Origin of the sequence: Eggerthella sp. 1_3_56FAA, assembly GCF_000185625.1 — a bacterium.
In the GTDB taxonomy this organism is placed as follows: Bacteria; Actinomycetota; Coriobacteriia; order Coriobacteriales; family Eggerthellaceae; genus Eggerthella; species Eggerthella lenta.
The window spans coordinates 644,727-667,913 of the sequence record NZ_GL622580.1; the positions used below are offsets into that span (position 1 = coordinate 644,727).

Sequence of the window (23,187 nt, forward strand, 5' to 3'; positions counted from 1 at the left end):
CTACCCCGAGCACCGCGTGCACGCCGTGAACTTCCCGGGCGACCCCTACCCGATCCACATCGACGCGACCTTCGTGCCGCTGCGCCCCGGCCTGATCATCAACAACCCGCAGCGCAAGCTGCCCGAGGAGCAGCGCGCGATCTTCGAGGCCAACGACTGGCAGATCGTCGACGCCGCCCAGCCGGCCCACTCCGAGCCGCCCGAGTTCTGCTACAGCTCCGTGTGGCTGTCCATGAACTGCCTGGTGCTCGACCCGAAGACGGTCATCGTGGAGGCCTCCGAGGTCTACCAGCAGGAGGAGATGGACAAGCTCGGCATGAACGTCATCCCCGTCGACCTGCGCGGCGCCTACGCCTTCGGCGGCGGCCTGCACTGCTCCACGGCCGACGTCTACCGCGAGGGCGAGTGCCTCGACTACTTCCCGAACCGCGTCGCCGACCCGACCCTGGTTCGCCCGGAGATGTGGAACGACTAGTCGCGTAGCTTGACCTACTTGTCACAGACAGGCATCGTCACTTCGTAAAAAGAAAGGGGATTCGGTTTGTAAGGCATTCCGGATCCCCTTTTCCTTTTCATAATCCAATTATCACGCACAAACAGATCGGTCATGTAGGATCAAAGGTAAGACTCCAATCGTTTCGCATTCGATCTTGCATGACAAGAAAACCCCTCTGACAGGGGGTTAGGTGGGGCATACTCTTTTTTGCTACTGGTTTAAGGAGGACCAATGGCAGACAACGCTAACAAGGAAATCAAGACCGCGACAGCCGATGACGGCTCGACCGGCTACGAGATGAAGATCGGTCTTGGCACCATTGCCATGCTGATCTCGGCGACGGGCATGGGCTTGGTGCCCCTGTTCAGCCGCTGGGCAACTCGTACGGACATGTTCGACGGGGCGCTGGGTCTGAACGCTGGCGACTCCATCGGTGCTTTGATGGCCGTGGGCCGCATGAGCATGGGCGTGCTGTTCTTCGTCGTCATCATGTTCGCTACGGGCAAGGTAGAGACGTTCAAGAAACTCAAGCTGACGCCGGCCATCGCGTTGGGCGGCTTGATGATCGGCATGTCGCTGGCGTGCTACGTGACGTCTACGCTGTTGACCACCATCTCGAACGCTGTTCTGTTCATCTACATCGGTCCTGTCGTTTGCGTAGTGCTCGCGCGCATCTTCCGCAAGGAACCCATGTCTGCTTTACAGTGGGTATGCCTGGTTGCGGTGTTCATCGGCATGTTGTTCGGCAACAACCTGATGGGTTTCAACGAGTCTGGCTTCTTCGTAGACTTCAACCTGGTTCCGTCTACGCCTGAGTTCCCGCAGAAGGGTCTCGGCGACGCCTTCGGCCTGGCTTCCGGCTTCTTCTACGGCGCTTCGATGTTCTTCAACGGCTACCGTAAGGACGCCGACACCACGGCTCGTGGTGTGTGGAACTTCATCTTCGCCGTCCTGGGCGCTGGTGTTATCACCGTCGTCCTGAACTCGCTCGGTGCAAACCCCGGCATGGAGAACTGGGCTCTCAACATCCACTTCACCGCATTCAACTGGATCGGTGCCCTGCTTTTGTGGGTCATCTGCGGTCCTGTGGCTCTGGGCTTCTTGCTGGTGGCTGGCCGCAACCTGCCGGCTGCTGACTACGGCACCATTGCGTACTGGGAAGTTCCCGTGGCCATCTTCGTGGGTCTGGTCGTGTTCGGCGAGGCCCTGACGGTTAACACGATTCTCGGTGGCATTCTCATCATCGGCGGCGGCGCTATCCCCTCTATCAAGGGCATGCTTTCCGCTCGCAAGATGAGAAAAGAAGAGGAGATTTGCGAGAATCTTGCCGCTCGCTTGGAAGAGGAAGAAGTCAAGGAGCACCTGCAGTAGGTTTGGCGGCGTGCGCCTGGTTCTCGGGCGCACGCCTTTCCGCTGAGAAGCGGTAATCCATAACCGGAAAGGAAGGGGTGTGATTCATGAAGATCACGAGCAACCTGACCCATGTTGCCACTGAAATCGAGTTCGAAGCGCCGTTGAACGAGGAGGAGCTGCTCGCCGTGTTCGAGAAGAGCGGCGTCCAGGGCTTCCCGGCCGAGCTCGACATCGCCGAGCGCACGGAGGACCACGTCCAGATGATGTCGCTTGACGGCCTGCTGGGCTTCGCCAAGGCGTCCGGGCTGTCCGCGGTGACCTACGACGTGACGTACTTCCCGCACGCCGACGACGCGGAGGTGGCCTACCAGCTCAGGCAGCTGGCGCGCGACCTGGAGATCAGCGCCGAGGTCATCCGCGACGTGTGCGCGGCCGAGATCCAGGAGTACCTGGCCCTCGACGCGAAGCGCGACGCCGGCCTGCCCGTCCACAGCATCGTGGAGGCCTACACGGGCGGCACCGCGTTCGCCTGGTACGGCATGAGCGACTACCCGCGCCTCAAGCGCTTCATCCTGCGCAAGCTGGCGCAGGGCGGTCAGAAGGCCAAGCACAGCTTCATCATGCGCGCCAGCAAGGCCCAGGTGGATATGCTCGACGAGTACTGATCGTCTTTTGCGGTTGAACCTTCGGGTTGCCCTACGGCCTGTCAGCGAGAACGCAGCACGTCCAAAATTATGCGTTTCACGAGGCATTTTAGGTGGAGCCCGTTTGCTGCAAAACGGGCTCCACGCCTTTTCGGGGCAGGGCTCTCGACGGTTCAAACGCATATAAAAGGTTACAGGTTTACCCCGTATTGCCGTTTTTGCGGTATGATAACCTCAGGTTAAGGCGTTTTCCGACTATCGAAAGGGGCTTCTTTTGGAGCACCAGATACGCCGACAGCTTGCGTGTACTTCTAACGAAGCTGCTAATTTCTTAGGGGATTACCATGGGATCTAACGACCAACGTTCCACTATCAGAAAAGTAGCCGTTTCATCGTTCCTTGGGAACTTCATCGAATGGTTCGACTACGCAACCTATTCGTACTTCGCAGTGGTCATCGCCAACGTGTTCTTCCCTGGCGACGACCCGGCGCTTGCGCTCATGCAGACGTTCGCGGTGTTCGCGCTTTCGTTCCTGCTGCGCCCCATCGGCGCCATCTTCTGGGGCAGCATGGGCGACAAGAAGGGCCGCAAGTGGGCCCTGTCCACGTCCATCTTCCTGATGACCGGCGCTACCTTCTGCATCGGCTTGCTGCCGGGCTACCTGGCCATCGGCCTCGCCGCCCCCATCTTGCTGCTGCTGCTCCGCATGATCCAGGGTTTCTCGGCTTCCGGCGAGTATGCCGGCGCTGCTACGTTCCTGGCTGAGTACGCTCCCTCGGACAAGCGCGGCGTGTACTGCTCGCTCGTGCCTGCTTCGACGGCCGTGGGCCTGTTGGTGGGCTCTACGTTCGCCACGGTCATGTACACGATCCTGCCTGACGCAGCCGTGAACGAGTGGGGCTGGCGCATCCCGTTCCTGTTGGCAGGACCGCTGGGTCTCGTCGCTCACTACATTCGTACCAAGCTGGAGGATTCGCCGACGTATCAGGAGATGCAGGCTGCTATCTCCAAGACCGACGACTCGAATCATCCTATCCGCGACCTGTTCCGTCATCACACGAAGGAGCTCATCATCTCCTTCGGTGCCGCCATGCTGAACGCGGTGGGCTTCTACGTGGTTCTCACGTACTTGCCGGTCTACCTGGAGACGGTGGTCATGATGCCGGCGAACGAATCGTCGCTGATCACCACTATCTGCCTGGTCGCGTACGTGGCGTTCATCTTCGGCATGGGGCATCTGTCCGATAAGTTCGGGCGCAAGAAGATGCTCATCATCGCCTGTGTGTCGTTCATCGTGCTGACGGTGCCGGCGTTCATGCTGTTGAACACTGCGCAATTCTTCACGGTGCTGGCCGTCGAGCTGGTGCTGTGCCTGGCGCTTACCATCAACGACGGTACGCTGTCCAGCTATCTGACCGAGACGTTCCCGACGGCGGTGCGCTACACCGGCTTCGCCCTGTCGTTCAACTTGGCGAACGCCCTGTTCGGCGGTTCCGCCTCGTTCATCTCGACTGCTCTGATCGCCGCTACCGGCTCCGGTCTCGCGCCTGCCTGGTACATGGTCGGCGTGTCTTGTGTCGCGCTGGTGGCGATGATACTATCGCACGAACATACGGGTAAGGATCTGTCCGAAGTGTAAGGCCCTGCGGTCTGCACGACGATAGTGCTGATACAAACGGGCGCCGTCCAGACCTGCTGGTCCGGACGGCGTTCGCTCATGAGACGGCGTGCTCGCGCCGCCCGTACAATGGAGGACGAATGGCTGAAACATCGCAGACGCCGAAGTCTTTGAAAGCTCAGATCACGCGCACGTCGCTCGTGCTGGCCGCGGCGGCGTTGTTGCGCGAGCAGGGGCCGAAAGCCGTGACGTATCGCAAGGTGGCGAAGTGGGCCGGTGCGGCCTCGTCATCGGTCGGATATTACTTCGACTCGGTGACGCAGTTGCTGCACGAGGCCGGTCGCTACAATATTCAGCTGTGGGCCGAGCGTGCAGAGAAAGCGGCATCGGCTGCCGAAGGCCTTGAGCCTGAAGAGTGTCGTCGTCATGTAATCGACCTACTCATTCGCGCCTGCTTGCCCGATGAATCGGTGGTGCCTTCGGCTCACTACGGGCAGCTGATTGCCGCGGCCGAATCGGACGTGGTCACCGAGGCTTACCAGAAGGGCCGCGTTTCGCTCGATGCCGCCATCGAGCGCATCCTTGCACGCGCAAAGATCGATATGCCGCCACGTATGGTGGGCACCGTGGTAGACGGCGCGGCAGTGGCCGCCATTTCCGAGGGGTACGACGTGCGCAAGTTCGCGTCCGATATCCTGCGCGATGCCGTCGAAGTCTACATCAAGGCATCTGAAGCTTAACGCTTGTAGCGCGCCTCAGTAATCCAGCAACTCACGTTTCGGCGACGGGAGGGTGAACGCCCTCCCGTCGCCGTTCTTCTTTCCAGCCTGAATGGTAGAACGGATGCAAGAAACGCATCGATTGCGATGTCGCGCCGCTGTGTTCGCGAGCGGCGCGACATCGCGTCCTAGGTGAGGAAAGGGGTTGAGGCAGCATGAGCGATACTCGTCGCGCACCGGAGGCGTCTTCGGCTGACGCGGGCCCGGTGGGCTCGGTGAGCCGGCCGTCGTTCAAACGCACGTTGACGTTCTTCGGATTCTTCGCCATCACGGCTTCCATGGTGATGACGGTATACGAGTACCCGTCGTTTGCGTCGTCGGGATTCCAGCTGGTGTTCTTCCTGATCATCGGCGGCATCCTGTGGTTCTTGCCCGTGGCGCTGTGCGCTGCGGAAATGGCCACGGTGAAAGGATGGGAATCGGGCGGCATTTTCGCCTGGGTGGGCAATACGCTGGGCAGACGGTGGGGTTTCGCCGCGCTGTTCTTCCAGTGGTTCCAGATCACAGTTGGGTTCGTCACCATGGCGTTCTTCATCCTGGCGGCGCTGGCCTACGTGTTCAGGTGGGACGCGCTGTACAACAACCCGCTGGTGATGTTCTTCGGCGTGGCGGCCATCGTGTGGCTGCTCACGCTCACGCAGCTGGGCGGCACGAAGTACACGGCGCGCATCTCGAAGGTGGGCTTCGTGGGCGGCATCATCGTGCCCGTGCTAGTGCTGCTGGTGGGCTTGGTGATCTACTTCGCCACGGGCGGCGTCTCGCAGATCAAGATGGACGCGGCCACGTTCGTGCCCGACTTCGGCAAGGTGGACACGCTGGTCATCTTCGCGTCGTTCATCCTAGCGTACATGGGCGTGGAGGCTTCCGCTTCGCATGTGAACGAGCTGAAGAACCCGAACCGCAACTACCCGCTTGCCATGATCGTGCTGGCAATCCTCACCATCGCGCTGGACGCGCTGGGCGGCTTGGCCGTGGCCACGACGCTTCCGGCGTCGGTTCTGGACGGCAACCTGTCGTTCGGCGTGATCGAGGCGTTCCGCGCCATCTTCGTGCAGCACATCGGCCCGTCTATGAGCTGGATCGTGTTCGTGGTGGCGCTGTTGCTGGCGCTGGGCGTGCTTGCCGAGATCTCGGCGTGGATCGTGGGCCCGTCGCGCGCGCTGCTTGATACGGCGCACGACGGCATCCTGCCCCCGTCGTTCAAGAAGGTTAACAAGCACGGCGTGTCGGTGAAGACGGTGGTCATCCAAGCCGTCATCGTCACGGTGTGGGACGCGGTGCTGTGCGGATCCATCGCGCTGTCCGGCGGATCCAGCTCGTCGGTGGGCTACCTGACGGCCATCGGTCTGACCGTGGTCATCTACCTGGTGGGATACGTGCTGTTCTTCCTCGGGTACTTCTATCTGATCTTCAAGAAGAAGAACCTGCAGCGCTCGTTCCAGCTGCCCGGCGGCACGCCGTTCAAGGCCATCGTGGCGGGCGTCGGCCTCATCATGACCGTGGCGACGTTGATCATCTCGTTCTTCCCGTCGTCGAACCTGGACGCGCAGTCGAACGCGGTGTACCAGGCGACGCTGGGCGTGGCGTTCGCGATATCGGTGGCTATCCCCTTCATCATATACGCGTTGCGTCATCGTTGGGAGCCGAAGCCTGTCGTGCCGGTAGGGGCGACGGTTGCCGCGCCTTCGGGCGCTGCCATGCCCGCGCGTCCCGCGGCTCCCGAACAGGGCGCTCATGTCCGCACCGATGCGGGCACCTCGGGCCCCATCAACAAGCGCACGAAGGCGCGCGACGCGATGGGCGGCCCGCGTGACGCTTCGGGCACGCCGCGATCGGCCGGAGCAAGCGGCGCGGTTGCTGGCGGCGGTCTGAGCGAGCGCGTGGCACAGGGCATTTCCAGCGTGGTGGTCGGCGTGACCAGCCGCCCGCCGGGACCCATTCCTGTGGACGCGAAGGATCCGCACGGTGCCCCCGACCCGCTGTGCACGCCTACCGTGGACGAAGGCCGTGCGCACGAGATGTCCCAGCCTCCGGCCTGCGGCGTGCCCACGCCGCAGAACCCCATGCCGGTTCCGTGCGACGTCTCGGACGAGGATTCCGCCTCGCGGCATGCGGCTTCCAGCTCCGGTGCCGAACGGCCTGCGGCCGATGCCGCCGACGTGCGCGACGATCTGATCGACCGCACGGCGGAAGGCGACCCCAGCTTGCGCTCCAGCGTGACGGAGGGCGTGGTCGGGCAGGGCGTTCCCCAGGCCGACCCCGATACGCCCGATCCGCAGCGCGAGACGGGCATCGACACCGACAAGCCGGCCCGCTAGCGCGCAGCGAACAACCAGGTATCAAACTTCGAAACAGGAGGTTTTCATGAAGGAACAGACATCTACCAGCAAGATCCTCGACAGCATGGACGAGGGCACCAAGTACTCGACGCCCATCTTCGGCTCCGAGGCGTCCGACGTGGCCATGCCGCGTCTCAAGATGAACGCCCAGCCGGTCGAGCCGCGTATCACGTACGAGATGATCAAGGAGTATCTGTCCATCGAGGGCAACGCCACGCAGAACCTCACCACGTTCTGCCAGACGTACATGGAGCCCATGGCCACGAAGATCATGGCCGAGACGATGGAGAAGAACGCCATCGACAAGGACGAGTACCCCATGACGGCCGACCTCGAGAACCGCTGCGTCGCCATGATCGGTGACCTGTGGCACGCGAACCCTGACGAGGAGCCCATGGGCACGTCCACCGTCGGCTCGTCCGAGGCGTGCATGCTGGGCGGTTTGGGCATGCTGTTCCGCTGGAAGAAGCTGGCGAAGGACGCGGGCATCGACATCTACACCGAGCAGCGTCCGAACCTGGTGATTTCCGCGGGCTACCAGGTATGCTGGGAGAAGTTCTGCCGCTATTGGGACATCGAGATGCGCCTTGTGCCGCTTGAGAAGGATCACCTGTCGCTGAACATGGACACGGTCATGGACTACGTGGACGACCACACCATCGGCATCACGGCCATCCTCGGCATCACGTACACCGGCAAGTTCGACGACGTGCAGAAGCTCGACGAGCTGGTGGAGGCGTACAACCAGGAGCATCCGAAGCTGCCCATCCGCATTCACGTAGACGGCGCGTCGGGCGGCATGTTCGCCCCGTTCGTGGAGCCCGACCTGGTGTGGGACTTCCAGCTGAAGAACGTGTGGTCCATCAACTGCTCCGGCCACAAGTACGGTCTCGTGTACCCCGGCATCGGCTGGGTGGTGTGGCGCAGCAAGGAGGCGCTGCCCGAGGACCTGATCTTCTGGGTGAGCTACCTGGGCGGCGAGGAAGCCACCATGGCCATCAATTTCTCGCGCTCCGCGTCGCAGATCGTGGGTCAGTACTACGTGCTGATGCGCAACGGCTTCGAGGGCTTCAAGGAGATCCAGGAGCGCACGCTCGACGTGGCGCGCTACCTGGCCGCCGAGCTCAAGGAGATGGGCATCTTCGAGATCTACGAGGACGCGTCGCACATTCCCATCGTGTGCTGGGGCTTGAAGGACGACGCCGACGTGGAGTGGTCGCTGTACGACCTGTCCGACCGTCTGCGCATGAGCGGCTGGCTGGTGCCGGCGTACCCGATGCCCGCCGACATGCAGGACACCACCGTCCAGCGCGTCGTGGCGCGCGCCGACTTCTCCATGCAGCTGTGCATCAAGCTGGTGGAGGACATGAAGAAGGAGATGGACACGCTGAACAAGGCGAAGTTCGTCACCGGCAACACCCAGGGCGTCATCCAGACCGGTTTCAACCATGGCGGCCGCTCCGCCGTCGACAAGGGCGAAAAGGTGCAGACGAAGGCGAAGAGCAACCAGTAACGGCTGGTGGTAGAAAAGCAGGTAAGGGGCCTGAACTTCGGGCCCCTTACCTGTATAGTGCAGGCGCCTGTAAATATGATTGATAAAGTCATGGACAAAAGTGGGCACTTTTCCGTAGGTTTTGCCGGGAAATCGGATAGGCCGCACATCGTGTTTTAGAAAACGCCTGGTGAAAGAGTTGTCGCTTCATATATTCTCATAGAAACATAAAGAAAAGTGGCGCTTTTTGTCCATTATTAAAATAGTCATATATAAAAGCCATCGACAAAGCATGTCGATGGCTTGTGCAAATCGTTTGCGCGCTCGCTATCCGAAGATGCCGAACTTGTAGACAAAGTATCCGGCGAGGGCACCGACGATGGCGGAAACTAGTGTGAGGATCACGCCCCTGAGCACGGGATGCCGACGGGCACGCTGGCTGCGCGGATTGCTGCGATCGACGGGCTCGCCCTTCGAGTATGCGAGAATCTCGTGATAGGTTACCAGATCGTGCTCTTTCTTGATGCGCTCCACGCGAGCGAGTAGCACCATTCCGAAGCCCCATATCAACAGGCCGATAATGCCGGACGGCACGGCGTCCCAGCCCCACCAGCTGATGCCTGCGATGGCGGCCGCGACTCCCAGAATAACGATGCCGAAACCTGCCCAGGTCAAGGCCATCATCTTCTTGTAGTCGTTCGAGATTGCTTCCTTCATGGCTTCCACGTCTCCTTTGATCAGTTCGTCGACTGTAACGTCGAAGAGGACGCTGAGCAGCAGCAGGCTTTCCACGTCAGGGTAGGTTTTGTCGTTCTCCCAGCTTGAGACGGTCTGGCGCGAAACGTAGATCTTCGCGGCGAGGTCGTCTTGCGAGAGCCCTCGTTCCGTCCGATGACGTTTGATCTGACTGCCGAGCTCCATGCGTTTCCCTTCGTTGATCATAGGTTGCCATGACGCGGCAAAGTGTACCATCAAATGGCCTTGACGCAGGGCGTTCCATCTCCGGCATACTCTGTCAAAAGTTCTTTACATGCTATTTGAACAGGGGCGATGCATCATGGCATCCTGGATGCCGTTTGGCGACGCGGTACTTACGGATGACAGCGAACGCGATCTTCGAGCAGCGCCCGTCGTATGCTCGGACGCAGTGACGGTGTCGATGAGGAGCGCGCTGTGAAGAAGATTCTGATTGTCCTGACCAACACTGCTGCGTACGGGGAGAGGAATGTCGCCACGGGGCTATGGTTGGGGGAGGCTGCGGAGTTCATGGACGAGGCGATTCAGCGCGGGTATGCGGTGGATTTCGTCAGCCCCAAGGGCGGCTACGTGCCGCTCGACCCGCGCAGCATGAAGCCTGCGTACGTCGATCGCGCTGCGTTCGCGCTGTACCGCACGCGTGACTTCCAGGAGAGAGCCCTTGCGCATTCGATGCATCCCGACGACGTGGATCCTGGCGAATACGTCGCCCTGTATTACACGGGCGGTCATGGCGTGATGTGGGATTTTCCCAGCAGCGAGGGTCTTGAACGGCTCTGCTTGGAGGTGTACGGCAACGGTGGCTACCTCGCCACGGTGTGCCATGGCATCGCCGGGCTGCTGTACGTGAAGGAAGGTTCCAGATACCTGATCGAGGGAAAGAGCATCACGGGTTTTACCGCGATGGAGGAGCGCCTCAGCGGTAAAAGCGCTGTTATCCCATTCTGGAACGAGCAGGTGGCGAAAGCGCATGGAGCCGTGTTTCGCAAGAAACGCCCGTTCGCCGAGCACGCCATTCAGGACGGAAGGATCATCACCGGCCAGAATCCCGAATCGCCCCGCGCCGTTGCCCGCCTGCTGCTGAAAAACTTAGAACGCCCCCTGTGCTGAACCCGGTTCTCGTTCGCCATTTGGGACCGGATTCAGCACAGGGGGCGCCTGGGGAAAGGAGGCGGTTGCGCGGAGCGAATCGCGCGCAACCGCTGTTGGCGATGGAAAAGCTTAGTCCTCGCGCTCGATGGGCATGCTCATGCAGCGCGGGCCGCCACGGCCGCGGGACAGCTCGGCGGACGGGACGATGATGAGGTCGAGGCCCTTGTCGCGCAGCACCTTGTTCGTGACGTCGTTGCGCTCGTACACCACGATCTTGCCCGGGGCGATGCACAGCGTGTTCGAGCCGTCGTTCCACTGCTCGCGCTCGGCCGCGATGCGGTCGCCGCCGCCACAGGGGATGAGCTCGACGGGATGACCGACGTAGGTCTCCAGGATGCTCTCCAGCGTGCCGTTCACTTCCTTGACCTTGATTCCCTCGCCCGCAGCGGTGATCTCGAAGACGGTCAGCGGGCCCATGATGCCGGGATGGATGGTGAACTTGTCCGTGTCGATCTGCGTGAACACGGTGTCGAGGTGCATGAAGGCGCGGGAGTTCGGGATGTTGAACGCCAGGATGGTCTCGATGGGGCTCGTCGGATCGTTGAAGATGTTCTTCGCGATGGCATCGATGGCATCGGGCTCGGTGCGCTGGGAAATGCCGATGGCCAGCACCTTGTCGTTGATGTTGAGGATGTCGCCGCCCTCGATGTGGAACGTGTTGTAGCGGCTGTAGTACTCGGGGGTGCCCTTCAGCATGGGATGATGCGCGAAGATGTACTCGCCGTAGATGGTCTCGCGGTTGCGGGTCTCGGAGTACATGCGGTTGATGGACACGCCGTTGCCGATCATCGCGAACGGGTCGCGGGTGAAGTACAGGTTCGGCATGGGCTTGATGACCATCTTGGAAGACTCGGAAACCAGGTCCACCAGCGAGTTGGACTTGTCGGTGTGCAGCTCGGTGAGGTTGATGCCCTCCATCGTCTTCAGCACGAAGTCCTTGGCGTCGGGATAGTTCTCCTGCATGTAGTCGAAGATGATCTTCTGGTAGCGGTCCGTGCGGATGCCGGCCTCTTCGATCCACTGCTTGAGGAACTGCTCGCGCAGCTCGGGGTTGGCCTCGAGAACCTCAGCCATGAGGTCTTCCAGGTAAAACACTTCGACGCCGTTGTCGCGCAGAGCCTGCGCGAACGCGTCATGCTCCTCCTGGGCGACCTTCAAGAACGGGATGTCGTCGAACAGCAGCTCTTCGAGCGTGTTCGGCGTCAGGTTCAGAAGCTCTTTTCCCGGGCGGTGCAGCAGGACTTTCTTCAAGGGCTTGATCTCGCTCTTGACGTTCACTCCTGACATGTGCAACCCTCCTTCTTCCTTTACGTCGGTTCCGCAGGGAACCGATCTTCGCCAAGTCGCCGTGCGGTCCTTTATGCCGTTCGGCGCGTTGGCACCACCATGCTCCAACCCGATAGTGAAGAAAAGATGTAAACGAGGTTTACCGGCAAACAAAGAAGGTTTACCGTCGGGAAGCGGGTCGATAAACCTCTACTAAACTGCTGATCGCAGGCTTGATCGCAAAATGCAGCGTTCGCAGGCCGAAAGCAGAGGGCTTCACGCCCGATTCCCAGAGCGGTTGTTTCGTGTATCATGGGAGGAAGGTTTAGGCAGTCGCTTCGCGTTTGAGAGAGGTGCCGCTCCGTGGGTTTCGTGCTCTTCCATTACACGCTTTTCGTGCTGTTAGGATCCATTCTGACATCGGCCACGTGTTTGTCTGCTTACCTTGTTTCAAGGAAGCGAACGATGCTGTACGCCTCCTTTGGTTTCCTGTTCTATTTCTTCGATGTGGCATGGGTGTTTCAACGAGATTTCTTCACCGGTGCCGATGCCGGAGTTGGGCCTGCGTATGCGCTGATCATGTCGCTGCTGATGGTGTTGGCCGGTTGCGGGTTCCTCACGTCGTTTTGGTTGCTGGTGTGCGATTACGTGGGCGAGACGCGCAAGGCGCTCAAAGTGATTCCGGCGGTCGTGTTCGTTGCGGCCAGCGTCGCGGTGCTTCTGATCGTGCCCGAAGGCGGCTTGCGCAGTTTCGCGTTCTACAGTCCGAGAGCGTTGTACCTGTTCTGGATGCTGGCTTTCGCCGGGGCATGGTACTTGAGGTCGAAGGACGCTGCCGAGCGTGCCCGCCTTCGACGTCATTTGGGTCTGTACGGGGCGCTGTGGTTTTTGGGGCTGTCCGTGGTGGTGGAGGACGCGTTGGTGTTCCTGCTGCCCGATCCTATCTTCATCGGGCCGCGCGCGTACGCTCCCGAGCGCAACTTCGCCGAGAACGCGCTGATGCTGTGCTGCGCGTTCTTCGCGTGCCGCGACGCGTTCCGGGTTTTGTCGCTGCGCTTCGACCGACCGCCCATGCGCGGCGGAGGGCGACAGGAAGAGCTCATAGACGACAACCTCATGATGTACGGCAAGCGCCACCAGCTGTCCGAGCGCGAATGCGAGGTGCTGCGCTACGTGCTGCTGGGCAACGACAACCAGAACATCGCGTCGTCTATGCATCTGGCACTGAGCACCGTGAAAGTGCACGTGCACAACATCCTTCAGAAAACCGGTCAAGCGAACCGCCAAGCATTGGTTCAGGACTTCTGGAAGATGTCATAGCAGTATGGACGTGTGACTGTGTCAAGGGGACGGGTCATTTGACACACTGCAGACACAGAAGCGCCCTCCCGGGAAGGGGAGGGCGCTTCTTCTCGAGGCGTCTGGAAGGGGGGAGGGAAACGCCTCGCGTAGGGGTTGCCTACACTGCCGCGGCGGCGTTCTTGCCGGCCAGGCGGCCGAAGGTGAGCGCGCTGCCCAGACTGATGCCGGCCACCACGACGGGGTAATCCACCAGCAGGCGGCGGCCCATCGTGTTGCCCGCCACGTACAGGCCGGGGATGGGATCGTTCGTGCCGTCCTTGGTGACGCGCAGCTCGTGGTCGCACTCCAGACCGCCGAACATGACCAGCATGCCCGCGTTGCCGAACTTGCACGCGTAGTACGGCGGGTTCTCCACCGGGAACATGCGCTTGGACATCTTGCCGAAGTCCTCGTCGATGCCCTTGTGGCACAGCTCATTGTAGCGCTCGATCTCGGCCTTCATCGTTTCCAGGGGCAGACCGGTCTTCTCGGCCAGCTCCTCCAGGGAGTTCGCGATGACGTCGGTGCGCTCGTCCACCATGGCCTGCGTCGTGTAGCCCAAGCCGAAGCCCGAGAGCACGGTCTCGTACTCGGCGGCCTGGTCATCCGGCACGAAGTAGGTGGTGTAGCCGTGGCCGTCGGGCATGTGGATGATCTGCTCGGGCCACTTGCTGTCGAAGATCTGCCACGCCTTCACGCCGGCCTTCGCCAGCTCGGGGTCCTTCGCGACGGGCTGGCGCGTGTGCTCGGCGGCGATGTTCTGGCCGGGCACGTCCTCGTTCATGAAGCGCTTGCCCTCCATGTTCAGCTGCAGGAAGCTGTCGACGCCAAGCGATCCGCCCATGTGGTGGGTCATCGGCGCGTGGGGGCCCAGCTCCATCCAGCCGCCGGCCCAGATGCCCATGAGCTGGCCGCGGCCGTCATCGACGCCGCCCATGAACTCCTCGGTCCACGGCGCGTAGTAGTGGCGCATCTCGGGGTTCGCGCCGTAGTCGCCGCAGCACAGCACCACGGCCTTGGCGTTCACCTTCAGGTAGCCGTCGGGCGTCTTCGCGTACGCGCCCACAACCTTGTCGTTCTCCACGATCAGCTGCTCGCCCTCGGCATTGTAGATCAGCTCGGCGCCGCCGGCCACGGCTGCGTTGAACGCTGCTTCGCACGCCCACTGCATGTTCGGGTTCGTGGTAATGGTGCCGTGGAAGTAGGGGTAGACTTCTTCCTTGTAGTTGTAGGTTTCCAGCGGCGGGAAGCACTTCGGGCGGATGAAGTTCGGCTTGTCCGTCTTGCGGTTGGCCGCGGTGGATTCCAGCACTTCGTAGTCGGCGCCCTCGATGAACCAGTCGAAATCCTCGCCCGAGTGGTCGTACCAGTAGTTCATCATCCAGGTGTCGCAGCGACCGCCCGTCTCCTTGACGAACTCGTTGAAGATGTCCTCTTTCGGAGCCCACTCGATGCCCAGGTCCTTCTGGATTTGGGATCCCACGACGCCGAAGTCGCCGGCCATGGAGATGACCGAGTAGCTGTCTTCCGGCTGCTTTTCCAGCACGATGACCTTCTTGCCGGCTTCGGCGGCTTCCTTCGCCGCGGCGGTGCCGGCGATGCCCATGCCGATGACCAGCACGTCGCAGTCCTTCTCCTCCTTGACGTCGGTGGGAACCGGCGGGGGCGTGAGGAAGTCGGGGGTGTATTTGGTGGGGGAGACGCTCGACGCGCTGCCGCCGTTCGGGCTGCCGTCGCCCTCGGCGGATGCGGTGCCGGCGCTCTGCTGCGGAGCGCAGCCGGCCAAGCCGGCGGCTCCAGCGGCAACGGCTGCGGTGGCTCCCAAGCCCAGGAATGCGCGACGACTCAGTCTGGTTTCTTTCATGTCCCTCTCTCCTTTCGATGAGAAGCGGGTTGGTTTTCCGCTGCCCGCTTCATCGCGAGGATTTCCGGTATGGAATCCTCCCCTGCGCTGCCAACCATACGCGCCCGCGAGCCTGCCCGCCACACCTGCGGGCGGGTGGTTTTTTGCGTTTAGGCCGGTGAGAAGCCCACCTGATACGGGTAGGGTATCGGATAGGATGCCTGATGGAACGGTGTATGAGTACGCGTTTGCCGTGGCGGGGGCTGTGCTGGGGCTCGAACCATGAGCCGGGGACGAATCCTTTTCGATGGGATATACTGGCGAGGAAGCAGACGGAGGGTAGGGGCCGATGAGCTGTTTGAAGGATCTGTTCACGGGCATGAGAGCGCGCGACGTCGTGTTCATGAGCGGGTATGCGCTGTATTTGACGTTCGGCTACATGTCGTTCGAGTCGCCGACGGTGCTCACCTCGTTGGGAGAGTCGGGCGCCATCGTGCAGTCGCTGTTCCTGGTGGCGGTGATCGCGGCGCGCATGGTGGTGTACGCGGCGATGATCGCGTTGGCGCGCCGGTCGGGGCGCGGGTTCTCGACGGCGGTCGTCCTCGTGTGCGCGGGCGTTGCCGCGACAGGGTTCATCGTCACGCGCATGGCTTTTCGGTTCGCAGAGTTCGTGCCGCTGAACGAGCTGGTCCCGTGGCTGGTGGCGGGCGGTTTGTGCTTCGGTGCGGGCGACGCGCTGATCAACCTGTTGTGGGCGCGTTTCTCGGGTACGTTCGATTTGCGGCGCGTGTACCTGTTCGTGCTCTTGAGCAGCGGGCTCAGCCTGATCGTGTACTTCGTTGTCACGCTGCTGCCGGCGGCGCTCATGCTGCCGGCGGGCGCGCTGCTGTTCTTCGCTTCCGTGGCGTTCTGCCGCCAGTGCCTCGCCGCGCGCGAGCCCATCGACGAGGAGTTCTCCGCGCCGGTGTTCAAGGGCGCGTTGTCGGTGCTGTGGCGTCCGGTGCTTGGCACGTCAATCCTGGCGTTCATGAGCGGTCTCATGCTGCAGCTTTCGATGTCTGAGGCCATCCCGCTGGGGACGTTCCAGTTCACGGCGCTTATCACGCAGGCTGCCGTGATCGCTGCCCTGTTGTTGCCCGCCTTGCTGGTGAAGAGCCAGCCTGGTTTGGGGTCGGTGTACCGTATGGCGCTTCCGCTGTCGGCGGCGGGCTTTTTGCTGCTGCCGCTCATCTGGAACGGCGCAGGTGGCTTGGCGAACGCGTGCGCCCAGTTGGGAACGCTGGTGGCCGGGATCATCCTGTGGTGCATGGTGGCGCATACGGTGCACGACACGAAACTGCCGGCAGCGTTGCTGTTCTCGTGCACGCTTGTGTGCACGAACGCCGCGCAGATGGCCGGCGCCCTCGTTGGCATGTTGAATGCGCATACGCTAGGGCAGGGCGACATCGCGCTGACGGCGGTGGCGCTGGTTGCCATCTATCTGCTGGCGATGGTGTCGCTGTTTCTGTTCAAAGACAAGACCCTGTGCGGCTTCGACGCCGTGGCCGAGGAAGGGGCGCCCACCGCCGAGCAGCAGGGCGACGCGCTGGAGGCGCGCTGCGCGCATGTGGCGGAGGCGCACGGGCTTACGCCGCGCGAGTCGGAGATCCTCGTGCATCTGGGGCAAGGGCGCACCGCGCGCGCGATTTCCGAGAAGCTGGTAGTATCGGAGAACACGGTGAAGTACCACATCAAGTCCATCTACCAGAAGCTTGACGTGCACTCGCGCGACGAGGTGATCGACCTCATCGAACGCTCGGGTGAGGAGGGAATGTGAGACAGGATCGAGTCAAGGGGAGTATAATGACAGCATTTACGAGGGGAAGCGAGCGGGGGATTGGGGCAAGAAGAGGAAACGCGATCTGAATGCGGCCCTTGGCGGGCCGTTCTTGCCGTGTTTTCGCTCGCGACCTTTCTTCTGCTGCTGGTTTTCGGCGCTCTTCCTTCCGTTTTCGATCCTGCACGGGCGTACGCCGACGAAGCGCCTTCCGATTCTGCTCGCGTCATTCGCGTCGCGTACGTGCAGCAGGAGCCGATGTCGCCGGCAGACGAGTCGGGGGCGTTTGTGGGGTACACCTACGAGTATTTCGAACGTTTGGCGCAGTATACGGGATGGTCGTACGAGTTCGTTCCGGTGGAAGGCTCGGGTCCGGCTGCCTATAAGACCCTGCGAGACTTGTTGGGTGCGGGTGATGCCGATGTTGCCGTCGGCTTGATGGCGACGCAAGAGGGTCGAGAGTCGCTCGCCTTCACGCGCGACAGCTTTGCTGCCTTGAACGTGGTGCTCAGAACCGCTGCCGAAGTGTCCGATGACCCTCTTGACGAGGCGACTTCCGATCACCCGCTGCGTGTGGCGGTGATCGAAGGCTCTCCTCTCGCGAGCGACCTCGAAGCGTTCTGCGCGCAGAACGAAATCCCTTACGAAACGGTGGGATTCGCCGATGCCGGCGAGGCGCGCGACGCCGTGCTGAACGGTCGGGTCGATGTGGAGCTTGCAGCCGATATGTCGGATACTACGGGGTTGCGCACTGTCGTTCATATGACAACTCATCCTTTGTATTTCGCCGTAGCGCTCGATAATCGTGCATTGGCCGGCGAGCTCGACGACGCGCTCGACCGCATCGACCAGGTGGATCCTCTTTTCAGGGCGCGTTTGCGCGATAGGCATTTCTCCGTTGCGTCTCCCGTGTTCTTGCTAACGGATGTCGAGAAGTCGTTCGTCGAAGGCGCTGCTCCGGTGCGGGTGGGCGTGCTGAGCGATCAACCGCCGTACCAATATCAAGAAGACGGCCAGGTCAAGGGCATTGCGGTGGATATACTTGAGACCGTGGCGCAGAAGACGGGACTGAGATTCGAATACGTTGCCGCCGAGACGGTGGAGGCTCTCGACGCTTTGCAGGCGGCGGGCTCTATCGACATGGTCGCGGGCATCGATCGCGACTATTCCACGGCCAACGAGCGAAACCTCGCGCTGACGCAGCCGTATGTGAGCGCTTCGTACGTGCTCGTGGCGAACAAGAGCGTTGCCGATGGCGCCATTTCGGGCAAGCGGCTGGCGATTTCCTCCTCTAGCAGCTACGATGGCGGTTTTTTGGGCGATGCGATACAGTTTCCCTCAATTGCCTCTTGTTTGCGCGCGGTGTTCAAGGGCGAGGCGGATTACACGTACGTGGACGAGTACATGACGCAGTATTTCCTGAACACGCCGGAATTTCGCGACGTGCGCATTGCGCCCCAGACGTACGAGCCGCGCCGCGTGAGCCTGGGGGTGGTGCGTTCGGACGACACGACGCTGCTGGGCATCGTGGATCGCGCGGTAGGGTCGCTCACCGAGGTCGAGCGCCAGGCGGTCATCAACGGCAACGTATTGCGCGAGCGGCCGGTTGATCTGGGCGAGCTCGTGCATGCGAATCCGGCCATCGCGCTCGCGGTGGCGTCGGCAACGTGCTTGATCGTGGTTCTGTTCGTGCTGATAATTCTCGGGTTGCGCGCGCGAAGCAACGCGAAGACCGCGTTCGACCTCAAGAAGCGCCTGCGGTTGTACGCGCTGTGCGACGACAGCTTCTTCGAGTTCGATTGCCGCACGAAAAGGCTGATCATCTCGATGCCTGGGAAAGGCCAACAAGGGCTCAGCGAGCCGTTCGCCTTCGAGTGCGACGCCCCGGCGGTGTTTGACGAGGAGCGCAAGCGTTCGTTCGCCGAACTCCTCGGCGGCAAAGAGCATCGCGTCGAAGAAGTGCGGATGCCCGATACGGACGGCATCGAGCATTGGTTGCGCGTGACGGTGGATCCGGTGGAGGACGCGTCGGGGCGCGTGGCGCATACGGTGGGCAAAATCGAGGTCATCGACGAAGAACGGCGGGAGAAAGACCAGCTCGTGGCGCGCGCCGAACGCGATAGCCTCACGGGCTTGCTGAATTCCGAGACCACTCGTCTGCGCATCGGGCAGCAGCTGGATGCGCTTGCGGGAGGCGAGCGGGGCGCCTTGCTGGTCGTGGACGTCGATTGCTTCAAAGACGTGAACGATACGCACGGTCATCTCGTGGGCGATCTCGTGCTGGCCGATATCGCCCGCATCCTGCGAGAGAACTTCCGCATCGGCGACGTGGTGGGGCGTTTGGGCGGCGACGAGTTCATGGTGTACCTCGACCGCGTCGGCTCGACGGACGTCGTGCTGGGGAAGTGCGACCGGCTGCGGCGAGCGGTAGAGCGCCATGAGTATCCGGGAACGGACTGCCGCGTCACGATCAGCGTCGGCGTTGTGCTGGCGCATGCAGGTGATACGTTCGACGATCTCTACGGCCGCGCCGACGAAGCCCTGTACGCCGCCAAGCGCGACGGCCGCAACCGGTGCGGCCTTGCCGACGGTGCTTTGCGGTCGCCGAAAGCGGCGCCCGCTCCGTAACCTCGGCATATACGCGCGGCCTTTATTCTGCTAAAGTACATCCATCTGTTCGACGCATCTGCGTGTCGGCAATGGAAGCAAGCGCGTTCGCAACGAGGACGAAACGCGCAATGGGGATCATGGGAGGACGAGAGGAAATCGTCCGTCCGAGAGAGATTCGAAAGGAGAGGGTATGAGCAGCTCTATCGTTCAGAAATTCAAGAACGTCGGGCCCGGCGCACTGGTCGCCGCAGGCTTCATCGGGCCAGGCACCGTCACCACCTGCACGGTTTCAGGCGCGAGCTACGGCTACACCATGCTGTGGGCGCTGCTGTTCGCCACGGTGGCCACCATCATCTTCCAGGAGATGGCGTCGCGCGTCGGCATCGTTTCGGGCAAGGGTCTGGGTGAAAACATCCGCGATCGTATTCCCAACAAGGCGCTTATGTGGATTGCGATCGTGATTGTTCTCATCGCCATCTTCGTGGGCAACATCGCGTACGAGACGGGCAACATCACGGGCGGCATCCTGGGCATCCAGGCCGTGCTTCCCGACGTGCCGATGATCCCTATCGTCATCGTTCTGGGTATTCTGGCGTTCGTCGCCATGTGGATTGGCTCGTACAAGGTGGTCGAGGTTATCCTCACGGCCATCGTCGTGTTCATGGGCGTGGTGTTCTTCGTCACGGCCATCGCCTCCAGCCCTGATTGGGGCGCCATCGCCACGGGCCTGTTCGTGCCGACGCTGCCCGAAGAGGGGTCGAAGGGCATCCTCACGGCGGTGGGCCTCATCGGCACCACCATCGTGCCGTACAACCTGTTCCTGCACGCCTCCGGCGCCTCCGAGCGTTTCAAGGATCCCGAGCAGGTGTCCGACGCCCGCTTCGACACGGTGCTGAGCATCGGTCTGGGCGGCATCATCTCCATGGCCATCCTCATCTGCGCCGCCGCCAACATCTACGGCACCGACACCGTGGTGACGAATGGCAAGGACATGGCGCTGGCGCTGCAGCCGCTTCTTGGCTCGTGGGCCACGTGGATGATCGGCCTCGGTCTGCTGTGCGCCGGCTTCTCCAGCGCCATTACCGCTTCGTTCTCGGCCGCTTATGCCGTGAACGGCGTGCTGGGCTGGAAGAAGACGACGAAGGATCTGCGCTTCAAGCTCATCTGGATCATCGTGCTGGTGTGCGGCTGCGTGATGGCTGTGGCGCTGGGCAAGAGCCCCACCGAACTGATCCTTGTGGCTCAGGCGGCGAACGCCATCCTGCTGCCCATCATGGCGTTCTTCGTGCTGTACTGCGCGAACGGCAAAGATCTGGGCAAGTGGCGAAACCACATCTTCGCGAACTGCGCAGGCGTGGTGATCATCGTGATCACGCTGTTCATGTGCTGGCGCAACATGTCCAGCTTCCTCGCGTCGCTGCAGACGCTGGTCGGCGCCTAACCGCGGTTGGTCCTGCTTCTATCGAGTGCGTTCGCGTGCCCGCCGGTTTCGGCGGGCACGCGTGTTTTCGAGGGATGTGGGGTGGGGGCGAGCGCGAAGAGCGCTGTCGGAGCGCGCGGGCGAGGTGCGGAGCAGCGCATGCTGCTGGGCGCTGAGCCGTTTCGTTCCCGCAAGGTCGATGAGCCGAAAATCGGTTCCGCGGGGTAAAAATAAACCGGTTTGGTAATCCTCTTTTACCGCTTTCTTCGTGCGCTAACTTTCCGAACTGGGCAAACGTGCGAAGACGATATCGGCCGGGCGTCGAAACGGCGGTTCGGGTTCTTCCAGGATTACCAAACCGATCGATTATTGCCGCAGGAGGTCGGATTTTGCTACACGGGTCGTTTTCGCTGACGGACCGGCGCGGCAAAGCGTCGCGGAGCTTCGCCGGCCGGCCGACGCGGCAAAGCGTCGCGGAGCTTCGCCGTCGTCTTCCGAAGTTTCAAATGTATCATTTTCTGTGACATTTTTCACGGAAGCGGTTTCAGAAGGTACTATGGCCTCGAGACAACAAGCACGTGAGAAGGAGACGGATATGACTACTGAAAACAGAGAGCGCGCGCAGGCTTACCGCAACCGTTTGTTCCCCGGGTTCGATTCGCCGCTTGCGTGCACCGATCCCGAGTTCGTCGAGCGCATGGACAACTTCGCCTTCGGCGAGGTGCCCGCCAGCGATGATCTGGACGACCGCACGCGGATGATGGCCATCCTGGCCGCGCTCATCGGCGCGCAGGCCATCGACCTGTTCAAGGCCATGGCGAAGGGCGCCTTCAACGTGGGCGTCACGTCGGTGGAAATGAAGGAGCTGGTGTACCAGTCCACTCCGTACGTGGGCATGGGCCGCATGCTGCCGTTTCTGTATGCGGTGAACGAGCTGCTGGAGCACCGCCTGGTGTCGCTGCCGCTTGAAAGCCAGGCCACCACGACGGAGGACACGCGCTTGGAGGCGGGCGCGCAGAAGCAGGTCGACCTGTTCGGCGAGGATATGGCCGACTTCTACCAGTCGGGTCCCGAGGAAACGCGCCATATCAACCGCTGGTTGGCCGAGAACTGCTTCGGCGATTACTACACGCGCACGGGGTTGAGCGACGCACAGCGCGAAATGATCACGTTCTGCCTGCTCATCGCTCAGGGCGGATGCGAGCCTCAGGTGGTCAGCCATGTGCGGGCGAACCTGCGTGTGGGCAACGACCGCGCGTTCCTCATCAAGGTGGTGTCGCAGTGCGTGCCCTACATCGGCTACCCGCGCTGCCTGAACGCCCTGCGCTGCATCGACGAGGCTGCCGAGCAGGTGGCGGAATCCAACGGCGAGTAAGTGCTCATCCGGAGCCGTTCTCTGGGCGAGGCGGCCCTTCATCGATTCGGCTCCGCACGTCTTTTTCGTGCGGGGCCGAATCGCGAGCGTGCCCCTTTATTCCGCTCCTACCGCTTTGATGACGATGTCGTCTTGCTCGAGTTCCTGGCGGATGCGGCTGACGAAGGCCAGCGCGCTGGGGGAATCTCCGTGCACGCACAGCGTGTCGGGGTGGAGGTCCACCAGCTTGCCCGTGACGGACAGCACGGCGCCTTCGCGGATGGCGTTCTTGACGCGCTCGATGGCGTGTTCTTCGTCGCGTATGAGCGCGGCGGGGTCGTTGCGGCTGACCAGGCGGCCCTCGTCGGTGTAGTTGCGGTCGGCGAAGAACTCCTCGGCCGTGACCAGCCCCAGCTTGCGGCCTTCGTCCACAAGCGCGCTGTTGGCCAGGCCCACCAGCACTAGCTTGGGGTCCACGTCGCGGACGGCCTGCGCCAGCGCAGCTGCCAACTCGGAATCGATGGCGGCGTGGTTGTACAGCTGGCCGTGCGGCTTCACGTGCGCGAGCTGCACGCCCTGCGCCGAGCAGAACGCCTGCAGCGCGCCGATCTGGTACAGCATGTACGAGTACGCCTCGTCGGGCGACAGGTGCATGTCGCGGCGCCCGAAGCCCTGCAGATCGGGATAGCCCGGATGCGCGCCGATGGCGATGCCGGCGTCCTTCGCCATGCCCACCGTCTTGCGCATGACCACCGGATCGCCCGCATGCTGCCCGCACGCGATGTTCGCGCTGGACACAAGCGGGATGATCTGGTCGTCGAGCCCCAGCGTGTAGCGCCCGAAGCTCTCGCCCAGGTCGCTGTTCAAGTCGATGCGGTACATAGGCAGCCTTCTTTCGTGCGTGGTT

Annotated in this window: 16 protein-coding genes and 1 pseudogene; 13 read left to right on the forward strand and 4 right to left on the reverse strand. The window is 62.0% G+C overall.

The window, feature by feature from the left end; all coding sequences use genetic code 11:
* From HMPREF1023_RS08105 to HMPREF1023_RS08135, 7 genes and pseudogenes are all read left to right on the forward strand, one after another.
* Positions 1 to 475: pseudogene (locus HMPREF1023_RS08105) on the forward strand (serine/threonine protein kinase); the annotation flags it as partial.
* A 252-nt stretch (positions 476 to 727) separates the two neighbouring features.
* Positions 728 to 1,867, forward strand: a complete 1,140-nt coding sequence (locus HMPREF1023_RS08110) for a DMT family transporter (protein ID WP_009305726.1) — start codon at positions 728 to 730, stop codon at positions 1,865 to 1,867.
* 86 nt (positions 1,868 to 1,953) lie between these two features.
* Complete coding sequence (locus tag HMPREF1023_RS08115) at positions 1,954 to 2,514, forward strand: hypothetical protein (protein ID WP_009305727.1); 561 nt, start codon at positions 1,954 to 1,956, stop codon at positions 2,512 to 2,514.
* A 323-nt stretch (positions 2,515 to 2,837) separates the two neighbouring features.
* Positions 2,838 to 4,133, forward strand: coding sequence for an MFS transporter (locus tag HMPREF1023_RS08120; protein ID WP_009305728.1), 1,296 nt, complete (start codon positions 2,838 to 2,840; stop codon positions 4,131 to 4,133).
* A 119-nt stretch (positions 4,134 to 4,252) separates the two neighbouring features.
* Entirely contained in the window at positions 4,253 to 4,852 is a 600-nt protein-coding gene (locus HMPREF1023_RS08125; RefSeq protein ID WP_009305729.1) for a TetR/AcrR family transcriptional regulator, read from the forward strand.
* Positions 4,853 to 5,046: 194 nt separating this feature from the next.
* Positions 5,047 to 7,209: an amino acid permease gene (locus tag HMPREF1023_RS08130; protein WP_009305730.1), complete on the forward strand. Its 2,163-nt coding sequence runs from the start codon at positions 5,047 to 5,049 to the stop codon at positions 7,207 to 7,209.
* Between the two features lie 46 nt (positions 7,210 to 7,255).
* Positions 7,256 to 8,743 (forward strand): glutamate decarboxylase, encoded by a 1,488-nt coding sequence (locus tag HMPREF1023_RS08135; RefSeq protein WP_009305731.1) that lies wholly within the window; start codon positions 7,256 to 7,258, stop codon positions 8,741 to 8,743.
* A gap of 306 nt (positions 8,744 to 9,049) precedes the next feature.
* On the opposite strand, the gene HMPREF1023_RS08140 is transcribed toward HMPREF1023_RS08135, so the two are convergent.
* Positions 9,050 to 9,664, reverse strand: a complete 615-nt coding sequence (locus tag HMPREF1023_RS08140; protein WP_226844630.1) for a helix-turn-helix domain-containing protein — start codon at positions 9,662 to 9,664, stop codon at positions 9,050 to 9,052.
* Positions 9,665 to 9,895: 231 nt separating this feature from the next.
* On the opposite strand from HMPREF1023_RS08140, the gene HMPREF1023_RS08145 reads away from it, so the two are divergent.
* Entirely contained in the window at positions 9,896 to 10,588 is a 693-nt protein-coding gene (locus HMPREF1023_RS08145) for a type 1 glutamine amidotransferase domain-containing protein (RefSeq protein ID WP_175282522.1), read from the forward strand.
* A gap of 111 nt (positions 10,589 to 10,699) precedes the next feature.
* Here HMPREF1023_RS08145 and arcA read toward each other — a convergent pair whose 3' ends face one another.
* Positions 10,700 to 11,917 carry an arginine deiminase gene (arcA, locus tag HMPREF1023_RS08150; RefSeq protein WP_009305734.1) on the reverse strand — a complete coding sequence of 406 codons (1,218 nt, stop codon included), beginning with the start codon at positions 11,915 to 11,917 and terminating at the stop codon, positions 10,700 to 10,702.
* A 444-nt stretch (positions 11,918 to 12,361) separates the two neighbouring features.
* Between arcA and HMPREF1023_RS08155 the strand changes: the two genes are divergently transcribed.
* The gene (locus HMPREF1023_RS08155) at positions 12,362 to 13,216 is read left to right on the forward strand and encodes a helix-turn-helix transcriptional regulator (RefSeq protein WP_021409887.1); all 855 of its coding nucleotides are present in this window, start codon (positions 12,362 to 12,364) and stop codon (positions 13,214 to 13,216) included.
* A gap of 139 nt (positions 13,217 to 13,355) precedes the next feature.
* On the opposite strand, the gene HMPREF1023_RS08160 is transcribed toward HMPREF1023_RS08155, so the two are convergent.
* A complete protein-coding gene (locus tag HMPREF1023_RS08160; protein WP_009305736.1) occupies positions 13,356 to 15,101 on the reverse strand; it encodes an FAD-dependent oxidoreductase in 1,746 nt (581 codons plus the stop codon).
* 328 nt (positions 15,102 to 15,429) lie between these two features.
* On the opposite strand from HMPREF1023_RS08160, the gene HMPREF1023_RS08165 reads away from it, so the two are divergent.
* The 4 genes from HMPREF1023_RS08165 (at position 15,430) to HMPREF1023_RS08180 (ending at position 22,301) form a co-directional block, all read left to right on the forward strand.
* On the forward strand, positions 15,430 to 16,896 hold the full coding sequence (locus tag HMPREF1023_RS08165; RefSeq protein WP_009305737.1) for a helix-turn-helix transcriptional regulator: 1,467 nt from the start codon (positions 15,430 to 15,432) through the stop codon (positions 16,894 to 16,896).
* A 117-nt stretch (positions 16,897 to 17,013) separates the two neighbouring features.
* A complete protein-coding gene (locus HMPREF1023_RS08170) occupies positions 17,014 to 19,524 on the forward strand; it encodes a transporter substrate-binding domain-containing protein (RefSeq protein WP_009305738.1) in 2,511 nt (836 codons plus the stop codon).
* Between the two features lie 172 nt (positions 19,525 to 19,696).
* Positions 19,697 to 20,947 (forward strand): Nramp family divalent metal transporter, encoded by a 1,251-nt coding sequence (locus tag HMPREF1023_RS08175; protein ID WP_009305739.1) that lies wholly within the window; start codon positions 19,697 to 19,699, stop codon positions 20,945 to 20,947.
* A gap of 574 nt (positions 20,948 to 21,521) precedes the next feature.
* Complete coding sequence (locus tag HMPREF1023_RS08180; RefSeq protein ID WP_009305740.1) at positions 21,522 to 22,301, forward strand: carboxymuconolactone decarboxylase family protein; 780 nt, start codon at positions 21,522 to 21,524, stop codon at positions 22,299 to 22,301.
* Positions 22,302 to 22,397: 96 nt separating this feature from the next.
* On the opposite strand, the gene HMPREF1023_RS08185 is transcribed toward HMPREF1023_RS08180, so the two are convergent.
* Positions 22,398 to 23,162, reverse strand: a complete 765-nt coding sequence (locus tag HMPREF1023_RS08185; protein ID WP_009305741.1) for a LamB/YcsF family protein — start codon at positions 23,160 to 23,162, stop codon at positions 22,398 to 22,400.
* Positions 23,163 to 23,187 lie beyond the last annotated feature (25 nt).